Here is a 24,633-nt window from a genome sequence, read left to right on the forward strand (position 1 = left end):
CTTTAGTTTTTATGGATGATGCCAAGATTTCTTCGGCAGAACCTGTAGGCACCAGGCGCCAGCCCCTTGTAAGGGGTTGGCGCCTGGTTGCTATGGCGGTGGTTCTTGCTTTTGCTGCGCTGGTCGCGCTGCGTACTTTTGTCATCGATGTGTATTTCATTCCGTCGGAGTCTATGCAACCACTGGTTAATCCGGGGGATCGCATTTTGGTGCAGCCTATGGACGCGCAGCAGCTACAGCGTGGGGATGTCATCGTGTTTGATGGTGCGGGTTCTTTTGCCCCTTATGTTTCGGGTAGTCCCTGGTTGAAAAACCCTCTCAAAACTGCCGGTCAGTGGGCTGGTTTGGTGGGCGCGGAGAGCGTGTACGTTAAACGCGTGGTGGGTGTAGGTGGTGACACCGTGGAGTGTTGCGATGCTGAGGGGCGTTTGCTGGTCAATGGTGAGCCGCTCAACGAAGCGTACGTGTACCCCGGCGATCAGCCCTCTACCATCGACTTCTCGGTGCAGGTACCGGCAGGGCGCATGTGGGTGATGGGTGATCATCGTAGCGCATCTGTAGATTCACGCTCATTATTGGGAGTCCCCGGTGGTGGCATGATTAGTACCGATAAAATTATCGGTAAACTCACCCGTATTTTCTGGCCCCTAGAGCGTGCCCAAACTTTAGAATAAAACCCATGAGAAGATTCCAACGCCCGCAGTGTGCATGCGTTGCGAACCGTGATGATTGACCCTAGCGATGAGAAAGATAGTTGGTTTTTCGATGTCTGTAGAACCCGGTGCCGGAAGCATAGCAGCCGAGAAGAAAGCGAGAAAACCGTTTCTTACTCGCAGTAAGAAGAAAGCCCTTGATAACAAACCCCAGTCGTTGGGTGAACAGGTCAAGGAGATTCTGCTGATTATCTTCTATGCTCTGCTGATTGCTTTTGTCTTGAAAAGTTTTGTTGTACGAGGATTCTTTATTCCATCGGGGTCGATGGAGAACACTCTTGAGGTCAACGATCGCGTGTTTGTGAATCGTGCTGGCGCTATGTTTGGTCAGGCTGAACGCGGTGACATTATTGTCTTTGAAGACAAAAAGGAGTGGATACCTGATACCGGTGCTTCGCAGGGCGCTATTCGCAATGCTCTTGCCTTTATTGGTGTGCTTCCTGATGCTTCTGAGAACTACCTGGTAAAACGTGTTATTGGTGTGGGGGGCGACCGGGTGCAGTGTTGCTCTGCTGACGGCAAAGTAACCGTCAATGGTGTTGCTATCGACGAGACCTACGTTAAGGAAGGCGTAAACCCTTCCGATGTGCCTTTTGATGTGATTGTTCCTGAGAACTCTTACTTCGTGATGGGTGATAACCGCTCGAATTCAGCAGATTCTCGCTATCATATTGAAAGTAACACTGCTTTTATCAATGACAGCGATGTGGTGGGTGAGGTTTTTGTGGTGGCGTGGCCCCTCAGTAGCTTCACCTTGATGAATGGGGATTCAGAAGTCTTTGAGCCGGTTTCTGCGGGTTCATGATTAGCGGAGCGACTTTAGAGACAGAAGGCGAGCTATTCGCCCGGGGTTACACCAGCATCGCGGGAATTGATGAGGTAGGACGCGGTGCCCTTGCCGGGCCTGTGTCTGTAGGCGTTGCTGTGGTGACGCCCCAACATACTCTCGATGTTGAGGGACTCATTGATTCTAAGGCTCTTAAAGAATCTGTGCGTCAGCAGATGGTACCTCTCATACAGCAGTGGGCGGTGACGGGGGTAGGCTCTGTGAGTGCTGCCGAGATTGATGTTTTGGGTATGACTGCCTCTTTACGTCTGGCGGCTCACCGGGCGATGCATCGGGTGCTAGCTGCTGGGGCGCGTCCTGATGCGGTCTTATTGGACGGAAAGCACGACTGGTTCACCGAACCCGAAACTGATCTGCTGACCGGGTTGACCCCGTCTGATGAGTTCTATCAGCACAGTGTAGACCAACTCTGGGGTGGGGATAGACTGCCGGTTTTACCGGTGCAGACTATCATCAAGGGGGATTTTACCTGCGCTTCAATTGCCGCCGCGTCAGTGGTTGCTAAAGTCAGTCGAGATACATATATGGAGTCTTTGGCAGATCAGTACCCCCAGTATGGGTGGGCAAAAAATAAGGGCTACGGCAGTCAAACCCACCGGCAGGTACTTCAAGAACACGGAGCCACCGTTGAACATCGCCTCTCGTGGAACTTGGGCATTATGCCCGAGCAAACCCGTCAAGCACACATTCAGCGAGCGAAAGGAATGATTTAATCATGAGCGGTGAAGACCTTGAGAAATATGAAACTGAAGCTCAGCTCGAATTGTACAAAGAGTATAAAGAAGTCTCATCGCTCTTTAGCCATGTGGTTGAGACCGATCGCAGGTTTTACCTGGCAAACTCTGTCACGGTAACTCCGCAGGCGAGCGAGGGCGGACTTTATTTTGATGTGAAGATGACGGACGTGTGGGTGTGGGATATTTTCCGCAAAAATCGCTTTGTGAAGGCTGTACAGGTCTATTCTGTCAAAGACGTCAATGTTGAAGAACGCAGTGACCAGCAGGATTTCACGATGCCAGAGGTACCTGATTACCCACCCTCTGATGCTTAGCTATTACCTGTAATATGCAGAGGGAAAAGCCCGGTTCAGTCTATGACTGAGCCGGGCTTTTTGCTGCCCTGCTTCGTTGGCAGGTGGCGCTTTGATCGCACGGTAAAGGCAGGTTATCCACAATCGTAAGTTGTGGACACAACTCAACTGTGGACACAAAAACCTGTGGATAGCTCAAAGACACCCCAAGATATCCACAGATTATGGGGTTTGCTTGACCGGGCTATGGAGAATACGCCACTAATAGAACAAAGGAATAGCAAGAACTCACGGCGGTAGCCAAGGGAGACAAAAGATGGTCAGAAGGCACATACAGGTAGGACGATGGGGCGAAGATATAGCCGCTGCCGCGCTTGAGATCAATGGTTACACCATCATCGAACGCAACTGGCGACCGGAACCCATCGAGGGCATAGAAACGGTGCGCGGTGAGGTCGATCTGGTTGTTCTTGACCCCGAGCTTAACCTGGTCTTTGTTGAAGTAAAAACCAGGTCAACAGCTGATTATGGGCACCCTCTGGAAGCAATCAACCGCACCAAATCTCAACGGCTCAAATTTCTGGCTTACTCATGGTGCAGTACCCGAGAGACCACTGATTTCACAGGTCTTCGCATCGACGCGGTAGCTATCACAGGCACGCCCAAAGAATTTACCTTTGACCACCGAAAGGCGGTCTAACTATGGCTTTTGCACGGACTTTTTCTGTCGCTTTGATGGGTATCACCGGTCATGTCGTTGAGGTTGAAGCCGATATCTCCACAGCGCTTCCAGGCTTTTTGCTGTTGGGTTTGCCCGACGCCGCCCTCAACGAAGCTAAAGATCGGGTACGGTCTGCCGCTAAAAACTCCGGGATTTCCCTACCCAGCCACAAAGTAACGGTGAATCTGACTCCGGCTACCTTGCAGAAGAAAGGCTCCGGGTTCGATTTAGCGATGGTGGTTGCTGCCCTGCAAGCGGCGGGGGAGCTGCAACCTAGCGGGCAAACAATGTTTCTGGGAGAGCTTGGATTAGACGGCACTTTGCGTGCTGTACCCGGTGTTCTCCCTGCAGTTAAAGCTGCGGTAGACGCCGGTCACCACCGAGTCGTTGTACCCGCCGCTAATGCTAAAGAAGCTGCTCTGATACCGGGAGCCGAGGTTAGCGGATTCTACTGTCTTGCCGAGGTGTTTAGGGCGCTGGGCGCCGATGCTGATACTCTCACCTTTCCACCCCAAACCCAATCGACGCGTCCGGCTGAGACTTCCACCGAGCTGCTAGTACCCGACATGGCAGATGTTGCAGGTCAAACAGAAGGACGCATGGCGCTAGAAATCGCCGCCGCCGGTGGGCACCACCTTCTGCTCAACGGCCCACCCGGCTCGGGTAAAACCATGCTCGCTGAGCGTCTACCCGGTATTTTGCCTGCACTCGATGATGCCTCAGCGATGGAAGTAACCGCCATCCACTCACTGGTATCGGGAGGGTACGGTCTCACCGAACTCATGCGTACCCCACCTTTTGAAGCTCCGCATCATAGCGCATCCGCGCCGGCAATCATTGGCGGCGGTAGCGGAATCCCCAGACCGGGCAGCATCTCTAAAGCCCACCGTGGAGTACTTTTTCTTGACGAAGCACCGGAATTCAAGCGCACCGTGCTCGACACCCTACGCCAACCTTTAGAAAACGGGGAAATCATCATTGACCGCTCTGGAGCGCAAGCCACCTACCCGGCACGGTTTCAGCTGGTACTCGCCTGCAACCCTTGCCCCTGCGGTCTCAACACCGGCAGAGGGCTTGAATGCACCTGCACTGCCCGTGAGCGACGCAGCTACTTCGGCAAACTCTCCGGCCCTTTGCTGGATCGCATCGACTTACACATCACCGTTCCCAAAGTCTCCTCAGCAGAACTCGCCCAGACCGGTTCCAACGAATCCAGCGCGGCAGTAAAAGAGAGGGTAAGCGCAGCACGGGCTGCCCAACACGAACGCCTAGCACCCTTCGGCTTGCTCACCAACGCAGATGCCAACGGCAAAATCCTACGCGGGGCACTCAAACTCGATAACAGGCTCACCCAAGAACTCTCCACCGCTATGGACCAAGGCAAACTCACCGCCCGAGGCTACGACAGGGTGCTGCGCACCGCCTGGACGCTTGCCGACCTCGACGGCGCAACAACACCGGGTAAAGACCACCTCAATCTCGCCCTCTACTTCAGAAACCTCTCAACACTGGCGCGCTAACCACCCTCAGCGCCTAAAGCAACCTCCCACGGAAAAGAACCACCACTATGAAACCAACACCCGAAACCACCACAAACAGCACTCAACGCGCCCGAGCAATCATCATGCGAGCGGTCGAACCCCAAGACCACATCGCCCACGCACTCATCGAATCCCAGGGCGTAGAGAAAACCGCACACATTCTCTCAGGAAGAGAGAAACTGACCTCGCACCTCACCGAAGAACTTATCGGTGATACAACCCTTGAACCTGAGCAGTTCTTCAAACAGCTCACCGACCGCATTGAACGCTGTGGGCGCAAGCTCAGCACCTACAACCCAGATCATGAACTCCACTTCGCCCCCAAAATCGGGGCATGGCTGTGTACACCAGAAGATGATGACTGGCCCCAATCCCTCAACGACTTCGGCTACGCCACTCCCTTCGCCCTCTGGGGCAGAGGCGACCGCAACAGACTCAACGAGCTTAAAGAAGCGCGCTCGCTAGCAGTGGTGGGTTCGCGCGATATTAGCGCCTATGGGCGTTCAGCAACCCAGCACCTTGCTGGTGAACTTGCCCAGGCAGGGCTGACCATAGTCTCCGGCGGCGCCTTCGGTATTGACGCGGTTGCCCACACCAGCGCTCTTGCCACGGGAACCTCTCAACTGCCTACGGTTGCCCTGATGGCAGGCGGGCTAGATTCTCTCTACCCCAAGCACAACGAAAACCTGCTACATCAGGTCATCGAACAGGGGCTGATTCTTTCAGAAGTACCGATGGGTCTTGCCCCTACCCGGTGGCGGTTTCTCCAGCGAAACAGGCTCATCGCAGGTCTATCCCGCGGCACTATTATTGTTGAAGCCCGCTGGCGATCGGGGGCGCTCAACACTGCAAACCACACCCTAGAACTAGGGCGCACCGTATACGCGGTACCTGGCTCAATTTTCTCGCCCAGCTCAGAGGGCTGCCACCGTCTGCTCAAAGACGGTCTTGCTACCGTGCTCACTAATGCCCAAGACCTCATTCAAGAGATGACGCAGAGCCTGCCAGTACAGAGTTCAGCCTTCCCCGAGGCTAACCTAGGCGATGCCACAGACACTCTTGATAGCACTGAACGCTTTGTGTGGGACGCTCTACCGGTTCGCAGAACTATGAGCATCGAGGAACTCAGCTCTACCACCTCTCTTCCTGCACGAACTCTCATGGTTACTCTCAGCAAGCTGCACGCGCACTCACTGGCAAGCCAAGATACCGCCACACTACAATGGAAGAAGAAAATACCGGCAAGGACAGGGACAGCATGAGAGACCAACAACCAACCCCTGACCGCGAAACGCCAGAGATCACTGACTCCGATCTGCCAGATACCCTAGTACTCACCGACGGGCCCCTTGAATATAATCGAGCCTACTCGCAGGTGATTGCTGAGTACACCCGCTATCTCACCTATGAGAAGCACCGTTCACCCGAGACCATCAGATCTTACACCTCTGATCTCACCGCTTTTCTTGCCTACTGTAACCGGTACGGGGTGAGCGAATTACGCGTCATCACCCGTGATCATTTACGCGACTGGTTGGCGAGCCTACACCGCCACCACGCTGCCAGAAGCACCATGGCGCGGCGCGCGTCCTGCCTTCGTTCCTTCTTTGCCTGGGCAGAAGAGGAACAGCTGATTGACGTGAACCCCGCCCGCACTCTCAGCACCCCGGCTAAAGACCGCTACCTTCCTGAGGTACTGAACAACGACCATATGCAGCAGCTGCTGAGAGACGTCGAGAGGTCTCTACAAGAGAACCCCCGCGATGCGCGCACCCTGCGCCTGGCAGCCGTGGTGGAGCTGCTCTACACCACGGGTATGCGCATTTCTGAACTTACGGGCCTTAACCTGGGCAGCATCGACCGCACCGCCTATACGTTGCGCGTCATAGGTAAAGGCAATAAAGAGCGGATCGTTCCTTTCGGTCAACCTGCGATGGACGCGCTAGAACAGTGGGTGAGAGCAGGCAGACCCCAGTGGTTTACGCCCGGTAACGGCAGCGTGCAAGAGGCCCTCTTCATTGGTCCGCGCGGTAAACGGGCAAATCCCCGTCAAATTCGTGAAGATATCAACCGTTTGCTCGCGGGGCTAGAGAACACCACCGCCAGCGGCGCCCACATCTTCAGACACACGGCAGCTACCCACCTGGTAGATGGAGGCGCAGATATCCGCACCGTCCAGGAGCTACTGGGACACACCAATTTAGCCACCACCCAAATCTATACCCACGTTTCTATTGATAAGCTTGCTGGTAGCTATTCAAAAGCCCACCCCAGGGCGTAATGGAGAACACGGGCAAAGCCCCGAAACTGCGGTAGACCACTGCTGAAAGGTGCGAGAAAACATGAAGCATGCAACCGGTGGGTACATCTTTATCCACGCGGCACCGTATGCTCTGTGCCCGCATATTGTCTGGACGCTGCAGCACCTCATGCAAGGCTCCCTCATCGTTCAATGGAGCGAGCAGCCGCTCCAAGCCGGTACTGTAGCGACGACCATCCAGTGGCAGGGCGATCAAGGAGATTCTGCCCGTTTTGCATCCGCCCTTTTTACGATCGGCAATATTTTTTTCGAGGTTACAGAAAACGCTACTGCAACAAGTGACGCTAGCCGGTTCATGCACACCCCTAGTCTCGGAATCTTTCACGCCCACACTGATATTGCCGGTAACTTCGTAGTGACAGAAGAACAAATTAAACACGCCTATGAACAGGCAGGGGACGACCCCCAGCTACTGTTGCACCATTTCGAGGTAGCGCTTGGGCAAGCGTGGGATCTCGAACTTGAACCCCTGCGTTCTGCCGCGAGTACACTCAGCTCAGTGCCTCTCTTACGTTCCCACAGGGCATAAAAATACCCGGCTGCACTAACAACCGGGTATTTTTGCGTTCTTGAGTGTCGCAGACTTAGACACTCTTGAAAGCTACTACAGCGTTGTGACCGCCGAAACCGAAAGAGTTCGAGAGAGCGGCAATATTGCCGTCGGGCAACTGACGCGGGGTGGTGACAACGTCCAGCTCAATCTGCTCATCCTTGGTCTCAAGATTGATAGTTGAAGGAGCGGTACGGTGATGCAACGCCAAAACCGTGAACACTGCTTCAAGAGCTCCTGCAGCGCCCAAGAGATGACCGGTCATCGACTTGGTGGCTGATACAGCAACATTGTCAGTGTGCTCACCAAAAACTTCACGCAGGGCGGTAGCCTCAGGAATATCACCCACAGGGGTAGAGGTCGCGTGGGCATTGACGTGAACAACCTGATCCACCGCAATGCCGCCCTTCTCCAGTGCCTCACGCAGGGCACGGGTAGCACCCATCGCCGCGGGGTCGGGAGCGGTAATGTGGTAAGCGTCCGCTGAAACGCCGGTACCTGCGAATTCAGCATAAATACGTGCACCGCGTGCTTTCGCGTGCTCCTCGGATTCAAGAATCAAAGCAGCGGCACCTTCGCCCATGATAAAGCCGTCGCGGTCAGTATCGTAGGGACGTGATGCGGCGGCGGGATCATCATTGCGGGTGGAGAGAGCCTGCATCTTTGCAAAAGCAGCAATAGTGGTAGGGTGAATTGCCGCTTCAGTACCGCCAGCAATGACCACATCAGCCTTACCCGAACGAATCAAATCAAGTGCTAGATCCAACGCTTCGGTTGAAGAAGCACACGCTGAAACAACGGTCTGAGCGGACGCGCGTGCCTTCAAATTCATCGACACCGCAGCAGCAGCGCTATTGGGCATCAGCATGGGAACAGACATGGGTAGCAGACGGCGGGGCCCCTTATCGCGCAGAGTGTCCCAGGCATCCAGCAGCGTCCAAACGCCGCCCATACCGGTACCAAAAGCTACGGCGGTGCGCAGGGGATCTATACCGTCAGCTGCCTCAGCGTCATCAGCGCCGAACCCTGCGTCCGCCCACGCTTCACGAGCAGCAATAAGAGCAAACTGCCCCGATGGGTCAAGGCGCTTAGCCTCAACCTTGCTCAAGCGTTCTGACTCAAGCGGGTCAATAGCGGTCTTAGCAGCAAAAGTAACGGGAAGTTCGTATTGTTCAACCCACTCTTCAGTGAGTGTACGTACACCGGAGACACCCTCGAGGGCATTCTGCCAGGTAGTAGGTACATCTTCGCCAATGGGGGTGAAGGCACCAAGACCGGTGACCACAACTTTTTGAGACATTGTCAGTTACGCTTTCTGGGGTAGAGGTTCGTTGTCATCTCGCGCGGGCGCATATATTGATGGGCGCGAGATGGTTTGTCTCGCGCCCATGAATCGGTGAGGCTAATTAGCTAGCGTTCTCGATGAAGTTCACTGCATCGCCCACGGTCTTGAGGTTCTTGACTTCCTCATCGGGGATGGTGACGTCGAACTTTTCTTCAGCGTTAACAACGATGGTCATCATGGAGATTGAGTCGATGTCGAGATCTTCAGTGAATGACTTGTCGAGCTGAACGTCAGCAGTCTCAACGCCGGTCTCTTCGTTAACGATTTCTGCCAGACCTGCGAGGATTTCTTCTTTGCTAGCCATTACGGCTCCTTTGCTTTTATGCGGACGCCGCTGGGCGTCGCAGTTTTTCTCGTGATGATTCGGTGTTGCTGTCAGTTTCAGAAAGTTCTGAGCCCGGCAGCTTCATGAATCGGTGGGGTGACTTGGCGGGATAAACCGCACCAAGAACCCTTACGCTTATGAGTTTATCCCGTGTCTTGGTGAAGTTACGGAACATACGCTCACGGTTACTTTGAAAATTATAGTGGTATTTTTCAAAAAACGTGAGTTGAGGAATGCACTAGGGCAGTACAACGACCTGAGCTGCAAAAGCAAGACCTGCACCGAAACCAATCTGCAGGGCGAAGGTGCCTGAGAGCTCGGGGTTTTCTTCTAACAGGCGGTGAGCTGCCAAGGGAACGGATGCTGCCGAGGTGTTGCCAGCATTGACAATATCGCGGGCTACAGCAACAGTGTCGGGTAGCTTGAGGGTCTTTACCATCTGGTCAATGATACGTTCGTTCGCCTGATGGGTAATGAGCGCACCCAGCTGATCTGCGGTAATACCAGCGGTATCCAGAGCCTGCTGAGCAACCTTAGCCATTTCCCACACTGCCCAACGGAAGACCGATGGACCGTCTTGACGCATAGTCGGCCAAATCTTCTCACCCTCCTGGACGGGGTTCGCAATAAAGTCGCGGTTGCGAATCTCAAGCAGAGAATGGGTCATGCCCACAGTCTCAAAACGGCTGCCATCTGAACCCCAAACGGTCGGTGCAATACCGGGGGTATCTGATGCACCCACCACGGCAGCACCCGCGCCATCACCTAGTAAGAACGAAATGGTGCGCTCGGTATCGTCGATGAAATCTGAAAGTTTCTCAACGCCGATGACCAGAACATTGCGGGCAGTACCCGCCTTGACCAGAGCATCCGCCTGGGCGATGCCGTAACAAAAACCGGCGCAAGCTGCTGAAATATCGTAGGCAGGGCTTTTAGAGCCAATAGCATCAGCCACTAGAACTGCCAGTGAAGGGGTAGCGTGCGGGTGGGTGATGGTTGAAACGATAACTGTGTCTATATCATCACCGGTTAGTGAAGCTCTCTCTAATGCGTCCTTGGCTGCGTCCACCGCCAGATCGGTGATTGACTGGTTTTCATCGGCACGGTGGCGGGTAACAATGCCGGTGCGCTGTCTGATCCACTCATCGGAGGAATCAATCTTCTCTACCAAATCATCGTTGGCGACAAGGGTGTTACCGCGTGCGGCACCGTAGCTCAGAATACGTGAGTAGGTGGAGGGTTCTGCCTGTCGTAGGGTTGTCATGGGTACTTTCTTCTTTCTACTTCGCAAAAAATTCGAGAGCTGAGGTGAGATCATCGGCGGTGTTGACCGCAAGACCGGGAGTGCCTTTCATTCCACGCTTGGCAAGACCCACAAGGGTACCGGCAGGAGCAAGCTCAACCACAGCTTTGATAGAACGCTCGCTCAGCGTTGCCATGCACAGATCCCAACGCACCGGGCGGGTCACCTGAGCCACCAGAGAATCTAGCGCTGCCTGACCGCTGGCAACCGGCTGACCATCAAAGTTAGAGAGTAGAGGAGCTACGGGCTCTGACGGGGTAATACCCTGGGCAAAAGCTGCCAGAGGAGCCACCGCGTCCTGCATAAAAGCAGTATGAAAAGCACCAGCAACCTGCAGAGGAATTACACGGGTACGTGCCGGAGGATTCTCAGCGAAGGCTTCGAGGTTCTCCAGTGAACCAGCGGCTACAATCTGGGACGCGCCGTTGGAATTCGCAGGGGTCAATCCGGCATCCTCGATTGCTGCGCGAACCTCATCTTCTTTACCACCCAAAACCGCTGACATACCGCTGGGGGTTGCTGCCGCAGCAGCTGCCATGCCCTCAGCGCGCACCTTGATGAACTTCATGGCTTCTTCTTCAGTCAGGACGCCAGCAAGAGCCGCCGCAGTAATTTCACCGACGGAGTGACCGGCGTAGACAACCTGACTTTCATCGAAACCTTCACGCTGTTTGATTAGCGAACCGGTAACAATACCGGCAGCGACGATGAGCGGCTGCGCGATAGCGGTGTTGCGAATGGTTGCTTCGTCGGCTTCGGTTCCGTAGCGAATAATATCTAAGCCGGAGGCATCCGAGAGGCGCTCGAGGTGTTCTTTCACGCCCTCTTCTTCGAGCCAAGGGGTGAGGAAACCGGGTTTCTGTGAACCCTGTCCGGGGCTGACCAGTGCAATCATTGCTATCACTTTCGTGCAGTGCGAATTTTAAAAAAATGCTTCTGCGTTCGATTCTACAGAGCATTTTTTGTACAAAAGCACGAAAAACTTCAAAAAATGCTGGGAAAGTCCAAAAACTCTTGCACACCCGCCTCTCAAGCCCGCGTCCCCACCCCGTATGACCAGGTTCTGCTCACCTGTGACCACGCTCCGCTCCAATGACTGCTTTGATTGTGGTCTCACCTGGGCACAGCGTGGTCACTTCATCAAGTGGGGAAGGACGCAAGATAGGGCAGGGGGCGCAAGAGTAGAGAGAGTGGACGAGGGCTCCGTAAGGCATGCAAAAGGCGGTGTTTTTATCTTCTGAGGAAGATAAAAACACCGCCTCTTAGCTCAAGGTGAGACTCAGCCTAGCCTATGCGTCGCCGCCTGCGTTACCTGAGGTACCTGCGTTGACGTCATCCAGTTTGTACTGCTCGAATGCCTTGGCAGGAATGTCGGCGGAGATTTCGCCGCGCTTTGCCAGCATCTGCAGCGCACGAACCGCGATGGAGTGCGAATCGATGTGGAAGAAACGACGCGCGCCGGCACGGGTGTCTGAGAAGCCCCAGCCATCTGCACCGAGGGTTGCGAAATCGTTGGGTACGTACTGGCGAACGGGATCCATGAGGTCTGACGCGAAGTCTGATACCGCAACGATCGGACCGGTTGCGCCTTCCATCTGCTGAGCGATGAAAGGAGTGGGGTTCTCCTTGCCTGAGGTGAGGAAGGAGGTTTCCTCAGCTTCCAGGCCGTCGCGGCGCAGCTTGGTCCATGAGGTGACTGACCAAACGTCGGCTGATACACCCCAGTCCTCAGCCAGCAGCTTCTGAGCTTCGAGAGCCCAAGGAACAGCAACACCTGATGCCAGCAGCTGGGTACGAGGACCATCAACCTCTGACTCGCTGACGCGGTAGATACCGCCAATCAGACCTTCAACGTCGAGGTTCTCGGGCTCAGCCGGGTGAACGATCGGTTCGTTGTAAACCGTGATGTAGTACATCACGTTGTGGTCTTCGTCCTTAGTGCCGTACATCTGCTCGATGCCGCGCTCAACGATGTGAGCCAGTTCGTAGCCGTAGGCAGGATCGTAGTGAATCACTGCGGGGTTGGTTGAAGCCAGGATCGGTGAGTGACCGTCCATGTGCTGCAGACCTTCACCGGTCAGGGTGGTGCGACCTGCGGTACCACCGATGATGAAACCGCGTGCCAGCTGGTCACCAGCAGCCCAGAAAGCGTCACCGGTGCGCTGGAAACCGAACATCGAGTAGAAGATGTAGACAGGAACCATGGGTACACCGTGGGTATCGTACGAGGTGCCAGCGGCGGTGAGAGCTGCGGTGCCGCCCGCTTCGTTAATACCAACGTGGAGAATCTTACCCTCGGGTGATTCCTTGTATGCCAGCATCAACTCGCGGTCAACTGCAGTGTAGTTCTGGCCGTTGGGGTTATAGATCTTCGCGGTCGGGAAGTAGGAGTCCATGCCGAAGGTACGAGCCTCATCGGGGATGATAGGCACAATGCGATCGCCGAAGTCCTTCTCGCGCATGAGGTCCTTGAGCAGGCGGACGAAAGCCATGGTGGTGGCTGCCATCTGCTTGCCGGTGCCCTTCTTCGCTCCCTTGTATGCCTTCTCGCTGGGCAGGGGGATTTCCTTCTGCTCGTTGAGGCGACCGGGGATGAAGCCACCGAGCTCCTTGCGGCGCTCCATGAGGTACTTCATCTCGGGTGAATCGGGATCAGGGCGGTAGTAGGGAGGATTGTAGAGATCCTTCTCCAGTTCCTCATCGGTGATGGGAATGTGCAGACGGTCGCGGAAGATCTTGAGATCGTCCATGGTCAGCTTCTTCATCTGGTGGGTAGCGTTACGACCCTCGAAGTGAGTACCCAGACCGTAGCCCTTGACAGACTGAGCCAGGATGACGGTGGGCTTGCCCTTGGTCTCCATCGCGCGCTTGTAGGCTGCGTAGACCTTGTGGTAGTCGTGCGCACCGCGCTTCATTGCCCAGATTTCCTCGTCGGTCATATCTGCAACGAGTTCTTTGGTTTCGGGTGAGCGACCGAAGAAATGCTCACGAATGAAGCCACCGGATTCAGCCTTATAGGTCTGGTAGTCACCGTCGAGTGCTTCGTTCATGATGCGAACGAGCTCGCCACTCTTGTCTTTTTCGAGCAGGGCGTCCCACTCGCGTCCCCACAGTACCTTGATGACGTTCCAGCCAGCGCCGCGGAAGTACGCTTCGAGCTCCTGAACAATCTTGCCGTTACCGCGAACGGGACCGTCAAGACGCTGCAGGTTGCAGTTCACGACGAAGGTCAGGTTATCGAGCTTGTCGTTAGCTGCCAGCTGCAGCGCACCGCGTGACTCGGGCTCATCCATTTCGCCGTCGCCCAAGAAAGCCCAGACATGCTGTTCTGAGGTGTCCTTGATGCCGCGGTTGTGTAGGTACTTGTTGAACTGTGCCTGGTGAATAGCGTTCAGGGGACCAAGACCCATGGACACGGTTGGGAACTGCCAGAATTCAGGCATGTTGCGCGGGTGCGGGTAGGAAGGCAGGGCGTTGCCTTCTTTAGTCTTTTCCTGGCGGAAACCGTCGAGCTGCTCTTCGGTCAGGCGACCTTCGAGGAAAGCGCGAGCGTAGTTACCGGGGGAGGAATGGCCCTGGAAGAAAATCTGGTCGCCACCGCCGGGGTGGTTGCGTCCGCGGAAGAAGTGGTTGTAACCAATTTCGTACATGGTTGACTGACCGGCGTACGAGGAGATGTGACCACCCACGCTAATGGTTGACTTCTGGGCACGCTGAACCATGACGGCTGCGTTCCAGCGCATGATAGCGCGGTAGCGGCGTTCGATGGCTTCATCGCCAGGGTATTCGGGTTCCTGGTCAACAGGAATGGTGTTCACATAGTCTGTGGTGGTGACCAAGGGAACTTCAATGCTCTTATCGCCTGCGCGCTGTAGCAGTGAGCGAACGATGAACTGGGCACGCTCAGTGCCGTGCTCTTCAACCAGTTCGTCAAAAGATTCAATCCACTCGCCGGTTTCTTCGGGATCAATATCTTTCATCCCGTGGGTGAGTGCGCTGAGGACGTGGTCATTCGTTGATGAGGGAGCCACTATCCAACCTCTCTTGTGTTGATCTTGTACCTTGACTTGTTCCCCGCAAAAACAGGGCTAGCCGTGCGTACCTTTGCGTATTGGAGCCTTTAGGTAGAAAGTACCCAATACATTCCCTTCTATGTTGTCATATTCGCGCTTATTTATCGCCCTGAGTGGACAGATTATGCTGACCGCAAGCTGTAATTTTTCACTCATTGAAGGTAAAGACTTTGAGAAAATCCTCAGCTTTTAGCCGTGTTTAGTTGATTAGCGGCAAAAACCTGTGTTGAGTTATCTGTGAAACTGAACCGGATACCTCGGTGGTTTTGATTGATGTTTTACGAGAACGCGCCGCGTGTGCTTTCAGTGGTGGAGCTGCTTTGCTTGCTGCTGGGTGTAGGCGGTGTAGATACAGTTGATTGCTGACCGTGTTGTTTTTATTTTTGGAGGCTTGTGTGAGTGAGACCTTGGTAGCCGCTGAGGCGGTAAACCAACTTGGTTTCAAGGGCGGGGATCTCGTCCAGGAATTTGGGTACGACGAGGATATCGACTTTGAGGTGCGTGATGCTCTTGAGGATTTGATTGACGCTGACTTGCTTGAAGAAGATGAGCACGATGTTGTAGATGGTGTTCTGCTGTGGTGGCGTGAAGACGATGGGGATTTGGCAGACGGGTTGGTTGATACCCTCTCTGATCTCGATGATTCGGGTGTTGTGTGGTTGATGACCCCCAAGTCAGGACGCGCGGGTCACGTTTCACCGGCTGATATTGCCGAGGCTGCCCCTTTGGCGGGGTTGCACGTGACAAAGCCTGCTGCGGTCTCAAAAGACTGGGCTGCTACCCGTTTGGTGATGAAAAAATAACCCTTCACCAACCTGTGGTGCATAACACTACTTTTCGATTTGCGCAGGTTTTAGAACCTGTGTATAGTTTTTCTTCGTAGTCGCGAACAAGTGATTACGGAATGGGTCTTTAGCTCAGCTGGTAGAGCGCCACGTTTACACCGTGGATGTCATCGGTTCGATCCCGGTAGGACCCACTCAGTTACCTTTTGCAGGTAGCTGATGTGAAAATAAAATTTCATATTGGGTCTTTAGCTCAGCTGGTAGAGCGCCACGTTTACACCGTGGATGTCATCGGTTCGATCCCGGTAGGACCCACAAAGTAAGCCTCGATTAATCGGGGCTTTTTTGTGTCTAGAATAAGCGCTGTTACGATTCATGCTGGTTATGAGGGGAAGAAGCGATGAAAAAGTTTAGACCGCGAAACTTCACCGCTGTCGGGCTGTCGATCACCTGGCTTTTGATTTCTCTTTATTTCATCTCACAGGGGCTGATGGTGGGGATGTGGTCGGTCTTTGCCGTGATTGCCCTGTGCATTGGTGCTGCTGCTGTGTGGGTGCTTTTTAACGACACTGTGGAATAAATTCTCTGCCGTAGGGCGAGCGTAGGGTAAACGCAACGCAACTGTGTGCTGATGCGCGTCCGGCAAAGTGGCTCAGTGGCGTTCAGCGTTTGCGCCAGGCGGTGTGTGAGATTCTCGATGCGTGAAATCACCACAACAAATCATGCGATGCATCCTAAACCTGCGTACTCTTGAATCATGGCTGAAAATACTACTGCACGTAAAGCACAGATTGGTGTGACAGGTCTTGCCGTTATGGGCGCGAACCTTGCACGTAACCTGGCACGCAACGGTTACACTGTTGCCCTTCATAACCGTTCTCTTGAAAAGACCGACGCGCTGTTGGCTGACCACGGTGATGAGGGCGATTTCATTCGTACCGAGACCCTCGCAGAACTCGTGGACTCACTCGAATCGCCCCGTCGTATTCTGATTATGGTGAAGGCGGGTGCCCCCGTTGACGCTGTGATTGACCAGCTGGTTCCCCTGCTCGATGAAGATGACATTATTATCGACGGCGGTAACTCACACTTCCCCGACACTATCCGTCGTGAGAAGGCGCTGGCTGAGAAGAACCTGCACTTTGTAGGTGTGGGTGTCTCAGGTGGAGAAGAGGGCGCCTTGTGGGGGCCTGCAATTATGCCCGGTGGTTCAGCGAAGTCTTACGAGTCGCTGGGGCCCATGCTTGAGAAGATTGCCGCGAAGGCTCCTCAGGATGGTGAGTCCTGCTGCGCTTGGCTCTCCACCGACGGTGCTGGTCACTTCGTGAAAATGGTTCACAACGGCATTGAATATGCTGATATGCAGGTTATCGGCGAAGCCTACGACATCCTGCGTTCAGTCGTTGGTCTAGAGCCGGCTGAACAGGCAAAGATCTTCCGCGCTTGGAACGAAACCGATTTGAGCTCCTACCTGATTGAGATTACCTCTCAGGTTCTGGAACAGGTAGATACTGAAACCGGCAAGCCCCTGGTAGACGTTATCGTTGACCAGGCTGGTCAGAAGGGCACCGGCGGTTGGACCGTTCAGGCAGCTATTGATTTGGGTACCCCCATTACCGGCATTGCTGAGTCTGTTTTCGCTCGCGGTCTTTCATCCTCAAACACCGCAGCTCGTGTTGAGGCGCAGAAAGAACTTCCTGGCGGTCTGATTGCTACCACCGGTGTTGCCCACGGTGATCCGGAGTTCGTTGAGGACGTCCGAAAGGCACTCTTCGCCTCTAAACTCGTTGCTTATGCGCAGGGTCTGGACATGCTCGAAGAAGCAGCACACCAGTACGGTTGGGACTACAAGCTCGATGTTGTGGCGTCCCTCTGGCGTGCAGGCTGCATTATTCGTGCAGAACTGCTGGGTGAAATTATGGATGCTTACAAGGGTGAAGACACCCCCGCTAACATGTTGTTGGCACCGGGCTTCAAATCCCTCATGGAAGAGCTCGTACCGGCGTGGCGTCGCGTTGTTGCCAAGGCAACCGCACTCGGTATTCCCGTGCCTGTCTTTGCCTCCTCACTGTCATACTACGACGGTCTGCGCCGCGACCGCCTACCCGCAGCCCTGATTCAGGGGCAGCGCGATTACTTTGGCGCCCACACCTACAAACGTGTGGATAAAAAAGGCGATTACCACGTGATGTGGAGCGGTGACCGCAACGAAGTCAACGCGGCGGACGTTCACGTTCACTAATCACTTCATCCACGCAAAAAGCGGTACCTCTTGCACTAAGAAGTACCGCTTTTTTGCTTTCAAATTCTCAAGAAAATACAGCTTCGAGAAAAAGAGAGGGAAAATATTAGATCCACATTGCCGGGTCGATGTACTCCACAGCATCTACCAGAGGCTGTTTTTTCTCGGGAGTGCGCGGACGTGAGCTGGCGGGAATACCGGTGATGATGGAATCTTCGGGGAAGTCGCTAACCACCACGGCGTTAGCACCAATGGCAGAGCCAGCACCGATGACTACAGGACCTAAGACCTTCGCGCCGGTGCCGATGGTGACCCGATCACCGATGGTGGGGTGGCGCTTGATCTTTTCCAGCGAGCGTCCGCCCAGGGTGACCTGATGATAGAGCATAACGTCATTGCCAATTTCAGCGGTTTCACCGATAACAATGCCCATACCGTGGTCGATGAAAAACCGTCTACCAATAGTTGCGCCGGGGTGAATTTCAACGCCGGTGATAAAGCGGCTGAACTGTGAGAGGGTACGCGCGAAGAACTTGGTGCTCTCCTGCTGCCAGAGACGGTGGGCAAGGCGGTGCATCCAAATAGCGTGCATGCCCGAGTAATTGAGAATAATCTCGATGTTGCCTCGTGCCGCGGGGTCGTTCATACGAACTGTTGCTAAGTCTTCGCGAAGGCGCGCTACGAAGCTCACTGTACTCTCACTTTCATGGGTGGGGCAGGTAACACTCTATCGTTTACCACCACTACAACAGCGTATACCCGTTCAGTATTCCGCCGATGGCTCAAGAAACGATAAAAAGGGGGCGTACCCCACCTGACGGTGATGGAACGACCCCTTTGAGAAAGGTAACCGACGGAATTAACCGCGGATATCCTCATACAGAACGGTGGAGATGTAACGCTCACCAAAGTCGGGAACAATAGCTACAATCAGCTTGTCTTTATTCTCTGACTTTTTCGCTTCTTCCAGCGCCGCCCAGACTGCTGCACCGGCTGAGATACCGCCCAAGATACCCTCTGAAGCACCCAGCACACGGGCAGTGGCAACTGAATCTTCGATAGTTACATCGGTGACTGCATCGTAGATGTCACGGTCAAGGTTATCGGGAACGAAGTTTGCACCCAGACCCTGAATCTTGTGAGGACCAGCCTTGCCCTCGGTGAGCAGCGGTGAATCCTTAGGCTCAACGGCGATAACCTTGATTTCTGAATTCTGCTCCTTGAGGAACTTGCCAGCACCTGAAACGGTACCGCCGGTGCCCACACCCGCAATGAAGATATCAACTTTGCCTTCAGTTGCTTCCCAGATCTCAGGGCCAGTGGTCTTGTAATGAACAGCAGGGTTAGCGCCGTTATCGAACTGCGAGGCAAGAATTGCGTTTTCGGTGGTAGCAACGATTTCTTTCGCCTTCTCTACCGCACCGCGCATACCCTCAGCACCGGGGGTCAGCACAATGTCAGCACCAAAAGCACGCAGCATGACGCGGCGCTCGGTAGACATAGTCTCGGGCATAGTCAAAATGACCTTGTAACCACGAGCCGCACCCACCATAGCAAGAGCAATACCGGTGTTACCTGAGGTACCTTCAACAATGGTGCCACCGGGCTTCAGCGCACCTGACTCCTCAGCAGCATCAACAATTGCCGCACCAATACGGTCTTTGACTGAGTTAGCGGGATTGTAGAACTCCAGCTTGACAGCCACGTTACCGGGCAAATCCTTATCAAGGGTGTTCAGACGAACAACGGGGGTACCGCCAATAATTTCGGTGACATTGTTATACATCTTTGACATAAGTTTTGATCCTTTTATTCACTAGCTAGTAGCGTCAGCGGTTTCTTTCTAGTCTAGGTTAAAGACGCTGCCAGGTCAGGGGGTACGACACATTTCGTAAAACCCTACCCCGTCGCGTCCGCACCGCACCTAGGACGCACGCAAATACTGGGCGTAGCGCTTGCGGGCTGCTGAAATCTTGGGGTTAATAACTGCCATGCAGTAACCGGTATAAGGGTTACGGGCATAGTAATTCTGGTGGTATTCCTCAGCCTCATAGAAAATCTTGAGTGGCTCAACCACCGTGACAATGGGAACATCCCAGATGCTCGCTGCGCGTTCTTTAGCGCGCTCAAAAAGCTCGCGTTGCTCATCGTTTTCATACATCAACGCCGAACGGTACTGCGAACCGGCATCGTGACCTTGACGATCCCGGCTGGTGGGATCATGGGTTGTAAAGAAAATATCGAGCACCGTATCAGCATCAATCACTGACTCATCAAACTCTAACCTGACAACCTCGTAGTGCCCCGTTAAACCGGTGCACACCGAACGGTAATCGGGGTCTGGCGTATCTCCGCCAGCATAGCCACAAATACTGGCAGTAACGCCCTCAACCTGACGGAAAACCGCGTCCACGCACCAAAAACAACCGCCACCCACAACAAGACTTTGCACTGTCTAACCCCGCTTTCATTCTCTGCTTCGTTCACATGGTGTACAGGTGCCCACCGCAACTATTGAACCTAACGATACTCAGCATCAGTTTTATTTCGCTGCGACGAGCAGACACCCGGCACAAGCCCTACTAAAGTAGGGAATATGAAAACACCTACACTCGCTGATGTACTCGATGCTTTTGAAACACTGTACCCCGCCCACCTTCAAGAAGACTGGGACGCCTCAGGGCTAGTTATAGGTCGCCGGGATGCCGAGGTCAAGAAGATTCTCTTTGCAGTGGACGCCATTGGCGCTGTTGCTGAAGAAGCCGTAGAAACCGGCGCTGATTTGATAATCACTCACCATCCTCTACTGCTGCGCGGTGCCTCCTTCTTGCCCGATACCGACTACAAGGGCAACATTGTACACACCCTCATCGAGAACAAGTGCGCGCTGCTTGCCGCCCACACTAACACAGACAGCGCCGTAGACGGGGTTAATGAGGCACTCGCCCAAGCCCTCGGACTCACCGACGTGAAGGTACTCACTGACGAAAAAACACAAACCCTCAACGGCGCAGAACACACTGTAGGCATTGGAAGGGTCGGCACGCTACCTCAGACGACAACCCTCAAAGAACTAGCGGATGCGCTCGCTCAGATTCTGCCCGCCACAGCCGGCGGGCTGCGCGTTGCCGGCTCAGCGGAGGCACCTATTCAGCGTGTTGCCCTGTGCGGGGGAGCAGGCGACTCCCTCTTTGGCGCCGTTGAATCAAGCGACGCCGACGTTTACATCACCGCCGACCTACGCCACCACCCGGCATCAGAACTCCGCGAAAAATCACGACTGGCACACCAGAAAACTATCAACCTCATCGACTGCTCCCACTTCGCCTCAGAATGGGTGTGGCTAGCCACCGGCGCTCGCCGCCTGACAGAAGAACTCACCGCACGAGGCTTTGCCATCGAAACTCAAGTCTCTACCCTCAACTCAGACCCCTGGGACTTCAGAATCTCCACCGGTGAAGTAGAAGGTTCAGCCTCGACCCTTTAAACCGACCAACGCCACTCAACACAAACAGACCCTCGCGCGAAGAAAATAGTTCTTCACGCGAGGGGCTGCCTACAAGTAGCTCTCGCTCCTATTCAGGAATCACCAGGGTCAGCACACCGGGCTTCTTCTCAGCGGGCTCCACCAGCTCAACCTGCCACTGCTCACCCACAGCCTCCGCCAGCTCACGCGCGTCCGCAAGCTCCACCAATCCATTGACCACAAGATACCGAGCCAGCTCACCGCGATAATGCTTCGCCATATGAGAGACCACCTTACGGCTACCGTCATCAAACAACCGCTCCACGCGCACCTGCACAGTCCGCGCTGAGGGAGTCACCCACGCCTTAGAGTACGCCGCTGAACGACAATCAACCATCAGCTCACCAGCAAACCCACCATTCAAAGGAGCCAATTCAGAACGCCAAAACTTCGCCAAATCGCCCACCTGAGGCAACTTCACACCCATCGAGAGACGATACGCCGGAATCACATCATCCAAATGCACCGCACCCCACAGAGCAGACACCACTAACACACTCTCAAAAGCTACCTGACGCTCAGCATCACTCATTGACGCAACATTCAAAGCCTCAAACAACACACCCGTATACACCCGCCACGCCTCATGCGCAGGCTCCTCAAACACCCGGGTATTCCGCTCAACCTCAGCAGACAAAGACGCGCCCACCTTCAACATCGTCAGCGCATCCACCTCACCAGAAACCTGCCTCAACACCTCAGCCACAGACTCACGCGCCGGAATCAAAAACGGAAAACTCAACGCATCAACATCAACCGGCTCACCCGCAAGCGCCGCACACTTACCCTCCGACGGAGGCAACAAAATCTTCATACCCCAACCCTACCAACCTGTAGTACAGTAGAACACTGAACACGGGATGCTCAGGCAATCGCGCGACGCAAACACGTCTCGAGGAAAGTCCGGGCTCCACAGCACAGGATGGTGGATAACATCCACTCAGGGCAACCTGCAGGCCAGTGCCACAGAAAACAAACCGCCCACCGGATCACGGTAGGTAAGGGTGAAAAGGTAGTGTAAGAGACTACCAGTACCCCAAGCGATTGAGGTAGCTCGGTAAACCCCATCCGGAGCAAGGTCAAACAGAGCATGCTCGAAGGTAGTGCGCCTAATATGCTCGGGTAGACCGCTTGAACCCCACAGCAATGTCGGGTCTAGATGGATGATTGCCCCCACCCTTCACAGAAGGTGGCGACAGAACCCGGCTCATCGAGCATCCCGTGTTTCATAAACTTTTCTATATAGACTTTCTTTTAAAAAGTTACTCCGCCCGAAAGTGCCACATCAAGGGTCAAAAACACCCTCCCGTGGCACTTTCAAGCGGAGTAAAAACAAAAAGCGACAAAAACCCTTAGTGACCGAAGGGATCAGGGTCAATACCGGGCGTCCACGAGTTACCATCAACCGTCCAGCCCTCTTTCTTCACGACCTTCTTAGCACGCGCAGTCCACTTTTTATTCAGGCGATTCACGTAGAGCTTGCCGTCCAAATGGTCAGTTTCATGCTGCATAACGCGCGCGAACCAACCAGTCGCATCAAACTTCACAGGCTCACCAAACTCGTTGAAACCCGAAACAGTCACCCACTCGGCACGCTTGAGAGGAAAACCGTAACCGGGGAAAGAAAGGCAGCCCTCTTCTTCATCCTCATCAGGCTCAGCCGCAGAAATCTTACCCAGAGTCAACACAGGGTTCACGATGCAACCGCGCGGAGCAACCCCGTCCTCATTCTCAAAGACATAAGTAAAAAGACGCAGCCCCGCGCCCACCTGGGGCGCCGCCAGACCTACGCCGTGCGAGGCGTCCATCGTTTCGTACATATCAGCAACCAGCTGCTTAAACTCGGGGTCATCAAAGTCAGTAACCGCGCGGGCAGGCTGATGCAACACGGGATTACCGTGAATAATAATAGGCAAAATAGTCATGGTAAGAATCTTTCTTAGACGAGAAGGTCAGCGCCAACGGTATCGCGCAGGATCTCGTTAGTACCACCAAAAATAGTGAGCAGGCGGGCTGCGAGGAAAGCCTGGGCTACAGGGTGCTCCAGAATGTAGGCGTAACCGCCGAAGAGCTGTAGTGCGCGGTCGGTCACGTGGGTAGCCTTCTCGGACGCAAAAATTTTCACTTTGGCGGCATCTTCAGCAGTGAGCTCACCGGCATTGAAAGCATCAATAGCGTGAGCCAGGTACAGCTCGGTAACCTCAACATCGGTCATGAGATCTGAAATCTCAAAGCGAGTGTTCTGAAAATCAGCAACACGAGAGCCGAAGGCCTGACGTTCTTTGACGTACTCGATGGTCGCTTCAACGGTGGCGCGAACGGTGATGGCTGATGCGGCGGCGATGGCAAGGCGTGCCTGGGGCAGTTGTTCCTTGACATAGAGCAGACCCCTGCCCTCTTCACCAATGAGGTTCTTGGCGGGAACCTTCACATTGTCAAAGAAAAGCTCAGCGGTGTCTGATGCGCGAACGCCCATCTTATCGAGCTGGTTGCCGGCGGTGTACCCCTCTGTTTTTTCAACGAAAAACAGCGAGAAAGACTCAGCGCCGCCGCGTCCGCCCGTAGAACCATCGGTGCGTGCTAACACAATGGCAGCGTCACCCGAAATACCGGAGCCGATAAAAGTTTTCTGGCCGTTGAGAACGTAATACTCACCCTCTTTAACGGCGGTGGTACGTGCTGCTCGCAGATCAGAACCTGCACCTGGCTCGGTGAGCGCACAGGAGGTCACGAGAGCGCCCTCAACCATGCGCGGCAGCCACTGTTGCTTCTGCTCGTCAGTGCCGTACGCCAAGAGGTAGGGGAGTACGAGATCCTGCTGCAGGTGAACAGCCAGTGCAAAGCCGAAGCAACCGGCGCTGGCAAGCTCCTCGGTGAGCACCGTCTGAAAACGGTAATCTGGCATCTCAGCACCACCGAACTCTTCAGGAATCGCCAAGCCCAATACACCCGCTTCACCCGCTGCCTTCCATACAGAACGGGGCATCATGTGCTCCTGATCCCACTGCGGATAGTTCGGGGCAACCTCGCGCGCCACGAATTCGCGGGCAACTTCACGGAACAACTCGTGGTCTTCTGTGTAAAAGCGGGTCTTCATGGCTCTCCTAGAGAAAATAGCTGCTGAGGGTAGACAAAAGGGCCGTTATGGAAACTACCATAACGACCCTTTATCTTCGGGGTGATCGACGGGGGTTGAACCCGCGACCTCCTGGACCACAACCAGGCGCTCTGCCGACTGAGCTACGACCACCATATCTGCTAAAACACCGATGAAAATTTCTTTTCTTCTGCGTTTGGCAGCGAGTAATACTC

Annotated in this window: 24 protein-coding genes, 3 tRNA genes and 1 other RNA gene; 16 read left to right on the top strand and 12 right to left on the bottom strand. The window is 54.5% G+C overall.

The features are described from left to right. Positions 1-11: 11 nt before the first annotated feature. The 9 genes from lepB (JR346_RS04485) (at position 12) to JR346_RS04525 (ending at position 7,701) form a co-directional block, all read left to right on the top strand. Complete coding sequence (gene lepB, locus JR346_RS04485) at positions 12-674, top strand: signal peptidase I (RefSeq protein ID WP_205483581.1); 663 nt, start codon at positions 12-14, stop codon at positions 672-674. A gap of 91 nt (positions 675-765) precedes the next feature. After that, a complete protein-coding gene (gene lepB / locus JR346_RS04490; protein ID WP_204876741.1) occupies positions 766-1,518 on the top strand; it encodes a signal peptidase I in 753 nt (250 codons plus the stop codon). Beyond that, a complete protein-coding gene (locus JR346_RS04495) occupies positions 1,515-2,273 on the top strand; it encodes a ribonuclease HII (RefSeq protein WP_204876740.1) in 759 nt (252 codons plus the stop codon). Before lepB (JR346_RS04490) ends, JR346_RS04495 begins: the two co-directional genes overlap by 4 nt. 2 nt (positions 2,274-2,275) lie before the next feature. Beyond that, positions 2,276-2,611 (top strand): DUF2469 family protein, encoded by a 336-nt coding sequence (locus tag JR346_RS04500; protein WP_204876739.1) that lies wholly within the window; start codon positions 2,276-2,278, stop codon positions 2,609-2,611. A gap of 295 nt (positions 2,612-2,906) precedes the next feature. Continuing rightward, on the top strand, positions 2,907-3,290 hold the full coding sequence (locus tag JR346_RS04505) for a YraN family protein (protein WP_205483584.1): 384 nt from the start codon (positions 2,907-2,909) through the stop codon (positions 3,288-3,290). Between the two features lie 2 nt (positions 3,291-3,292). Then, a complete protein-coding gene (locus JR346_RS04510) occupies positions 3,293-4,831 on the top strand; it encodes a YifB family Mg chelatase-like AAA ATPase (protein WP_205483587.1) in 1,539 nt (512 codons plus the stop codon). Positions 4,832-4,878: 47 nt separating this feature from the next. Continuing rightward, entirely contained in the window at positions 4,879-6,114 is a 1,236-nt protein-coding gene (gene dprA, locus JR346_RS04515) for a DNA-processing protein DprA (protein ID WP_205483589.1), read from the top strand. After that, complete coding sequence (locus JR346_RS04520) at positions 6,111-7,133, top strand: tyrosine recombinase XerC (protein ID WP_205483591.1); 1,023 nt, start codon at positions 6,111-6,113, stop codon at positions 7,131-7,133. Before dprA ends, JR346_RS04520 begins: the two co-directional genes overlap by 4 nt. 61 nt (positions 7,134-7,194) lie before the next feature. Next, positions 7,195-7,701, top strand: coding sequence for a DUF3145 family protein (locus JR346_RS04525; protein WP_205483593.1), 507 nt, complete (start codon positions 7,195-7,197; stop codon positions 7,699-7,701). 55 nt (positions 7,702-7,756) lie between these two features. On the opposite strand, the gene fabF is transcribed toward JR346_RS04525, so the two are convergent. The 5 genes from fabF to aceE all read right to left on the bottom strand — a co-directional run bounded on the left by fabF (position 7,757) and on the right by aceE (position 14,675). Next, positions 7,757-9,022: a beta-ketoacyl-ACP synthase II gene (fabF, locus tag JR346_RS04530; RefSeq protein WP_205483595.1), complete on the bottom strand. Its 1,266-nt coding sequence runs from the start codon at positions 9,020-9,022 to the stop codon at positions 7,757-7,759. A gap of 106 nt (positions 9,023-9,128) precedes the next feature. After that, a complete protein-coding gene (locus JR346_RS04535; protein WP_204876729.1) occupies positions 9,129-9,371 on the bottom strand; it encodes an acyl carrier protein in 243 nt (80 codons plus the stop codon). A gap of 259 nt (positions 9,372-9,630) precedes the next feature. Next, entirely contained in the window at positions 9,631-10,656 is a 1,026-nt protein-coding gene (locus JR346_RS04540) for a beta-ketoacyl-ACP synthase III (RefSeq protein WP_204876728.1), read from the bottom strand. Between the two features lie 16 nt (positions 10,657-10,672). Next, the gene (locus tag JR346_RS04545; protein ID WP_205483598.1) at positions 10,673-11,590 is read right to left on the bottom strand and encodes an ACP S-malonyltransferase; all 918 of its coding nucleotides are present in this window, start codon (positions 11,588-11,590) and stop codon (positions 10,673-10,675) included. A gap of 394 nt (positions 11,591-11,984) precedes the next feature. Next, a complete protein-coding gene (aceE, locus tag JR346_RS04550; RefSeq protein ID WP_204877196.1) occupies positions 11,985-14,675 on the bottom strand; it encodes a pyruvate dehydrogenase (acetyl-transferring), homodimeric type in 2,691 nt (896 codons plus the stop codon). Between the two features lie 488 nt (positions 14,676-15,163). On the opposite strand from aceE, the gene JR346_RS04555 reads away from it, so the two are divergent. The 5 genes from JR346_RS04555 to gndA all read left to right on the top strand — a co-directional run bounded on the left by JR346_RS04555 (position 15,164) and on the right by gndA (position 17,795). Further along, positions 15,164-15,571, top strand: a complete 408-nt coding sequence (locus tag JR346_RS04555) for a DUF3052 domain-containing protein (protein ID WP_205483599.1) — start codon at positions 15,164-15,166, stop codon at positions 15,569-15,571. A gap of 103 nt (positions 15,572-15,674) precedes the next feature. Further along, positions 15,675-15,747 (top strand) — tRNA-Val (locus tag JR346_RS04560). 48 nt (positions 15,748-15,795) lie between these two features. Next, positions 15,796-15,868, top strand: a tRNA-Val gene (locus JR346_RS04565). A gap of 85 nt (positions 15,869-15,953) precedes the next feature. After that, positions 15,954-16,133 (top strand): hypothetical protein, encoded by a 180-nt coding sequence (locus tag JR346_RS04570; RefSeq protein ID WP_204876723.1) that lies wholly within the window; start codon positions 15,954-15,956, stop codon positions 16,131-16,133. A 177-nt stretch (positions 16,134-16,310) separates the two neighbouring features. After that, positions 16,311-17,795: an NADP-dependent phosphogluconate dehydrogenase gene (gene gndA / locus JR346_RS04575; protein ID WP_204876722.1), complete on the top strand. Its 1,485-nt coding sequence runs from the start codon at positions 16,311-16,313 to the stop codon at positions 17,793-17,795. A gap of 106 nt (positions 17,796-17,901) precedes the next feature. Here the strand turns inward: gndA and epsC are convergent, their stop codons facing one another. From epsC to msrA, 3 genes are all read right to left on the bottom strand, one after another. After that, positions 17,902-18,486 carry a serine O-acetyltransferase EpsC gene (epsC, locus tag JR346_RS04580; RefSeq protein ID WP_204876721.1) on the bottom strand — a complete coding sequence of 195 codons (585 nt, stop codon included), beginning with the start codon at positions 18,484-18,486 and terminating at the stop codon, positions 17,902-17,904. A gap of 168 nt (positions 18,487-18,654) precedes the next feature. Continuing rightward, complete coding sequence (gene cysK / locus JR346_RS04585; RefSeq protein ID WP_205483601.1) at positions 18,655-19,590, bottom strand: cysteine synthase A; 936 nt, start codon at positions 19,588-19,590, stop codon at positions 18,655-18,657. A 129-nt stretch (positions 19,591-19,719) separates the two neighbouring features. Beyond that, positions 19,720-20,247: a peptide-methionine (S)-S-oxide reductase MsrA gene (gene msrA / locus JR346_RS04590; RefSeq protein ID WP_205483603.1), complete on the bottom strand. Its 528-nt coding sequence runs from the start codon at positions 20,245-20,247 to the stop codon at positions 19,720-19,722. Positions 20,248-20,391: 144 nt separating this feature from the next. Between msrA and JR346_RS04595 the strand changes: the two genes are divergently transcribed. Then, positions 20,392-21,282 (top strand): Nif3-like dinuclear metal center hexameric protein, encoded by an 891-nt coding sequence (locus tag JR346_RS04595; RefSeq protein ID WP_205483605.1) that lies wholly within the window; start codon positions 20,392-20,394, stop codon positions 21,280-21,282. Positions 21,283-21,370: 88 nt separating this feature from the next. Here the strand turns inward: JR346_RS04595 and JR346_RS04600 are convergent, their stop codons facing one another. Beyond that, positions 21,371-22,135, bottom strand: a complete 765-nt coding sequence (locus JR346_RS04600) for a YaaA family protein (protein ID WP_205483608.1) — start codon at positions 22,133-22,135, stop codon at positions 21,371-21,373. 42 nt (positions 22,136-22,177) lie between these two features. On the opposite strand from JR346_RS04600, the gene rnpB reads away from it, so the two are divergent. Beyond that, positions 22,178-22,547: RNase P RNA component class A (gene rnpB, locus JR346_RS04605), an RNA gene on the top strand. A 126-nt stretch (positions 22,548-22,673) separates the two neighbouring features. Here the strand turns inward: rnpB and def are convergent. The 3 genes from def to JR346_RS04620 all read right to left on the bottom strand — a co-directional run bounded on the left by def (position 22,674) and on the right by JR346_RS04620 (position 24,571). Continuing rightward, complete coding sequence (def, locus tag JR346_RS04610) at positions 22,674-23,246, bottom strand: peptide deformylase (RefSeq protein ID WP_205483610.1); 573 nt, start codon at positions 23,244-23,246, stop codon at positions 22,674-22,676. A 14-nt stretch (positions 23,247-23,260) separates the two neighbouring features. Next, complete coding sequence (locus JR346_RS04615; protein WP_204876702.1) at positions 23,261-24,418, bottom strand: acyl-CoA dehydrogenase family protein; 1,158 nt, start codon at positions 24,416-24,418, stop codon at positions 23,261-23,263. A gap of 80 nt (positions 24,419-24,498) precedes the next feature. Continuing rightward, positions 24,499-24,571, bottom strand: a tRNA-His gene (locus JR346_RS04620). Between the last annotated feature and the right edge of the window lie 62 nt (positions 24,572-24,633).

Origin of the sequence: Rothia sp. ZJ932, from assembly GCF_016924835.1 — a bacterium.
Taxonomy (GTDB): domain Bacteria; phylum Actinomycetota; class Actinomycetes; order Actinomycetales; family Micrococcaceae; genus Rothia.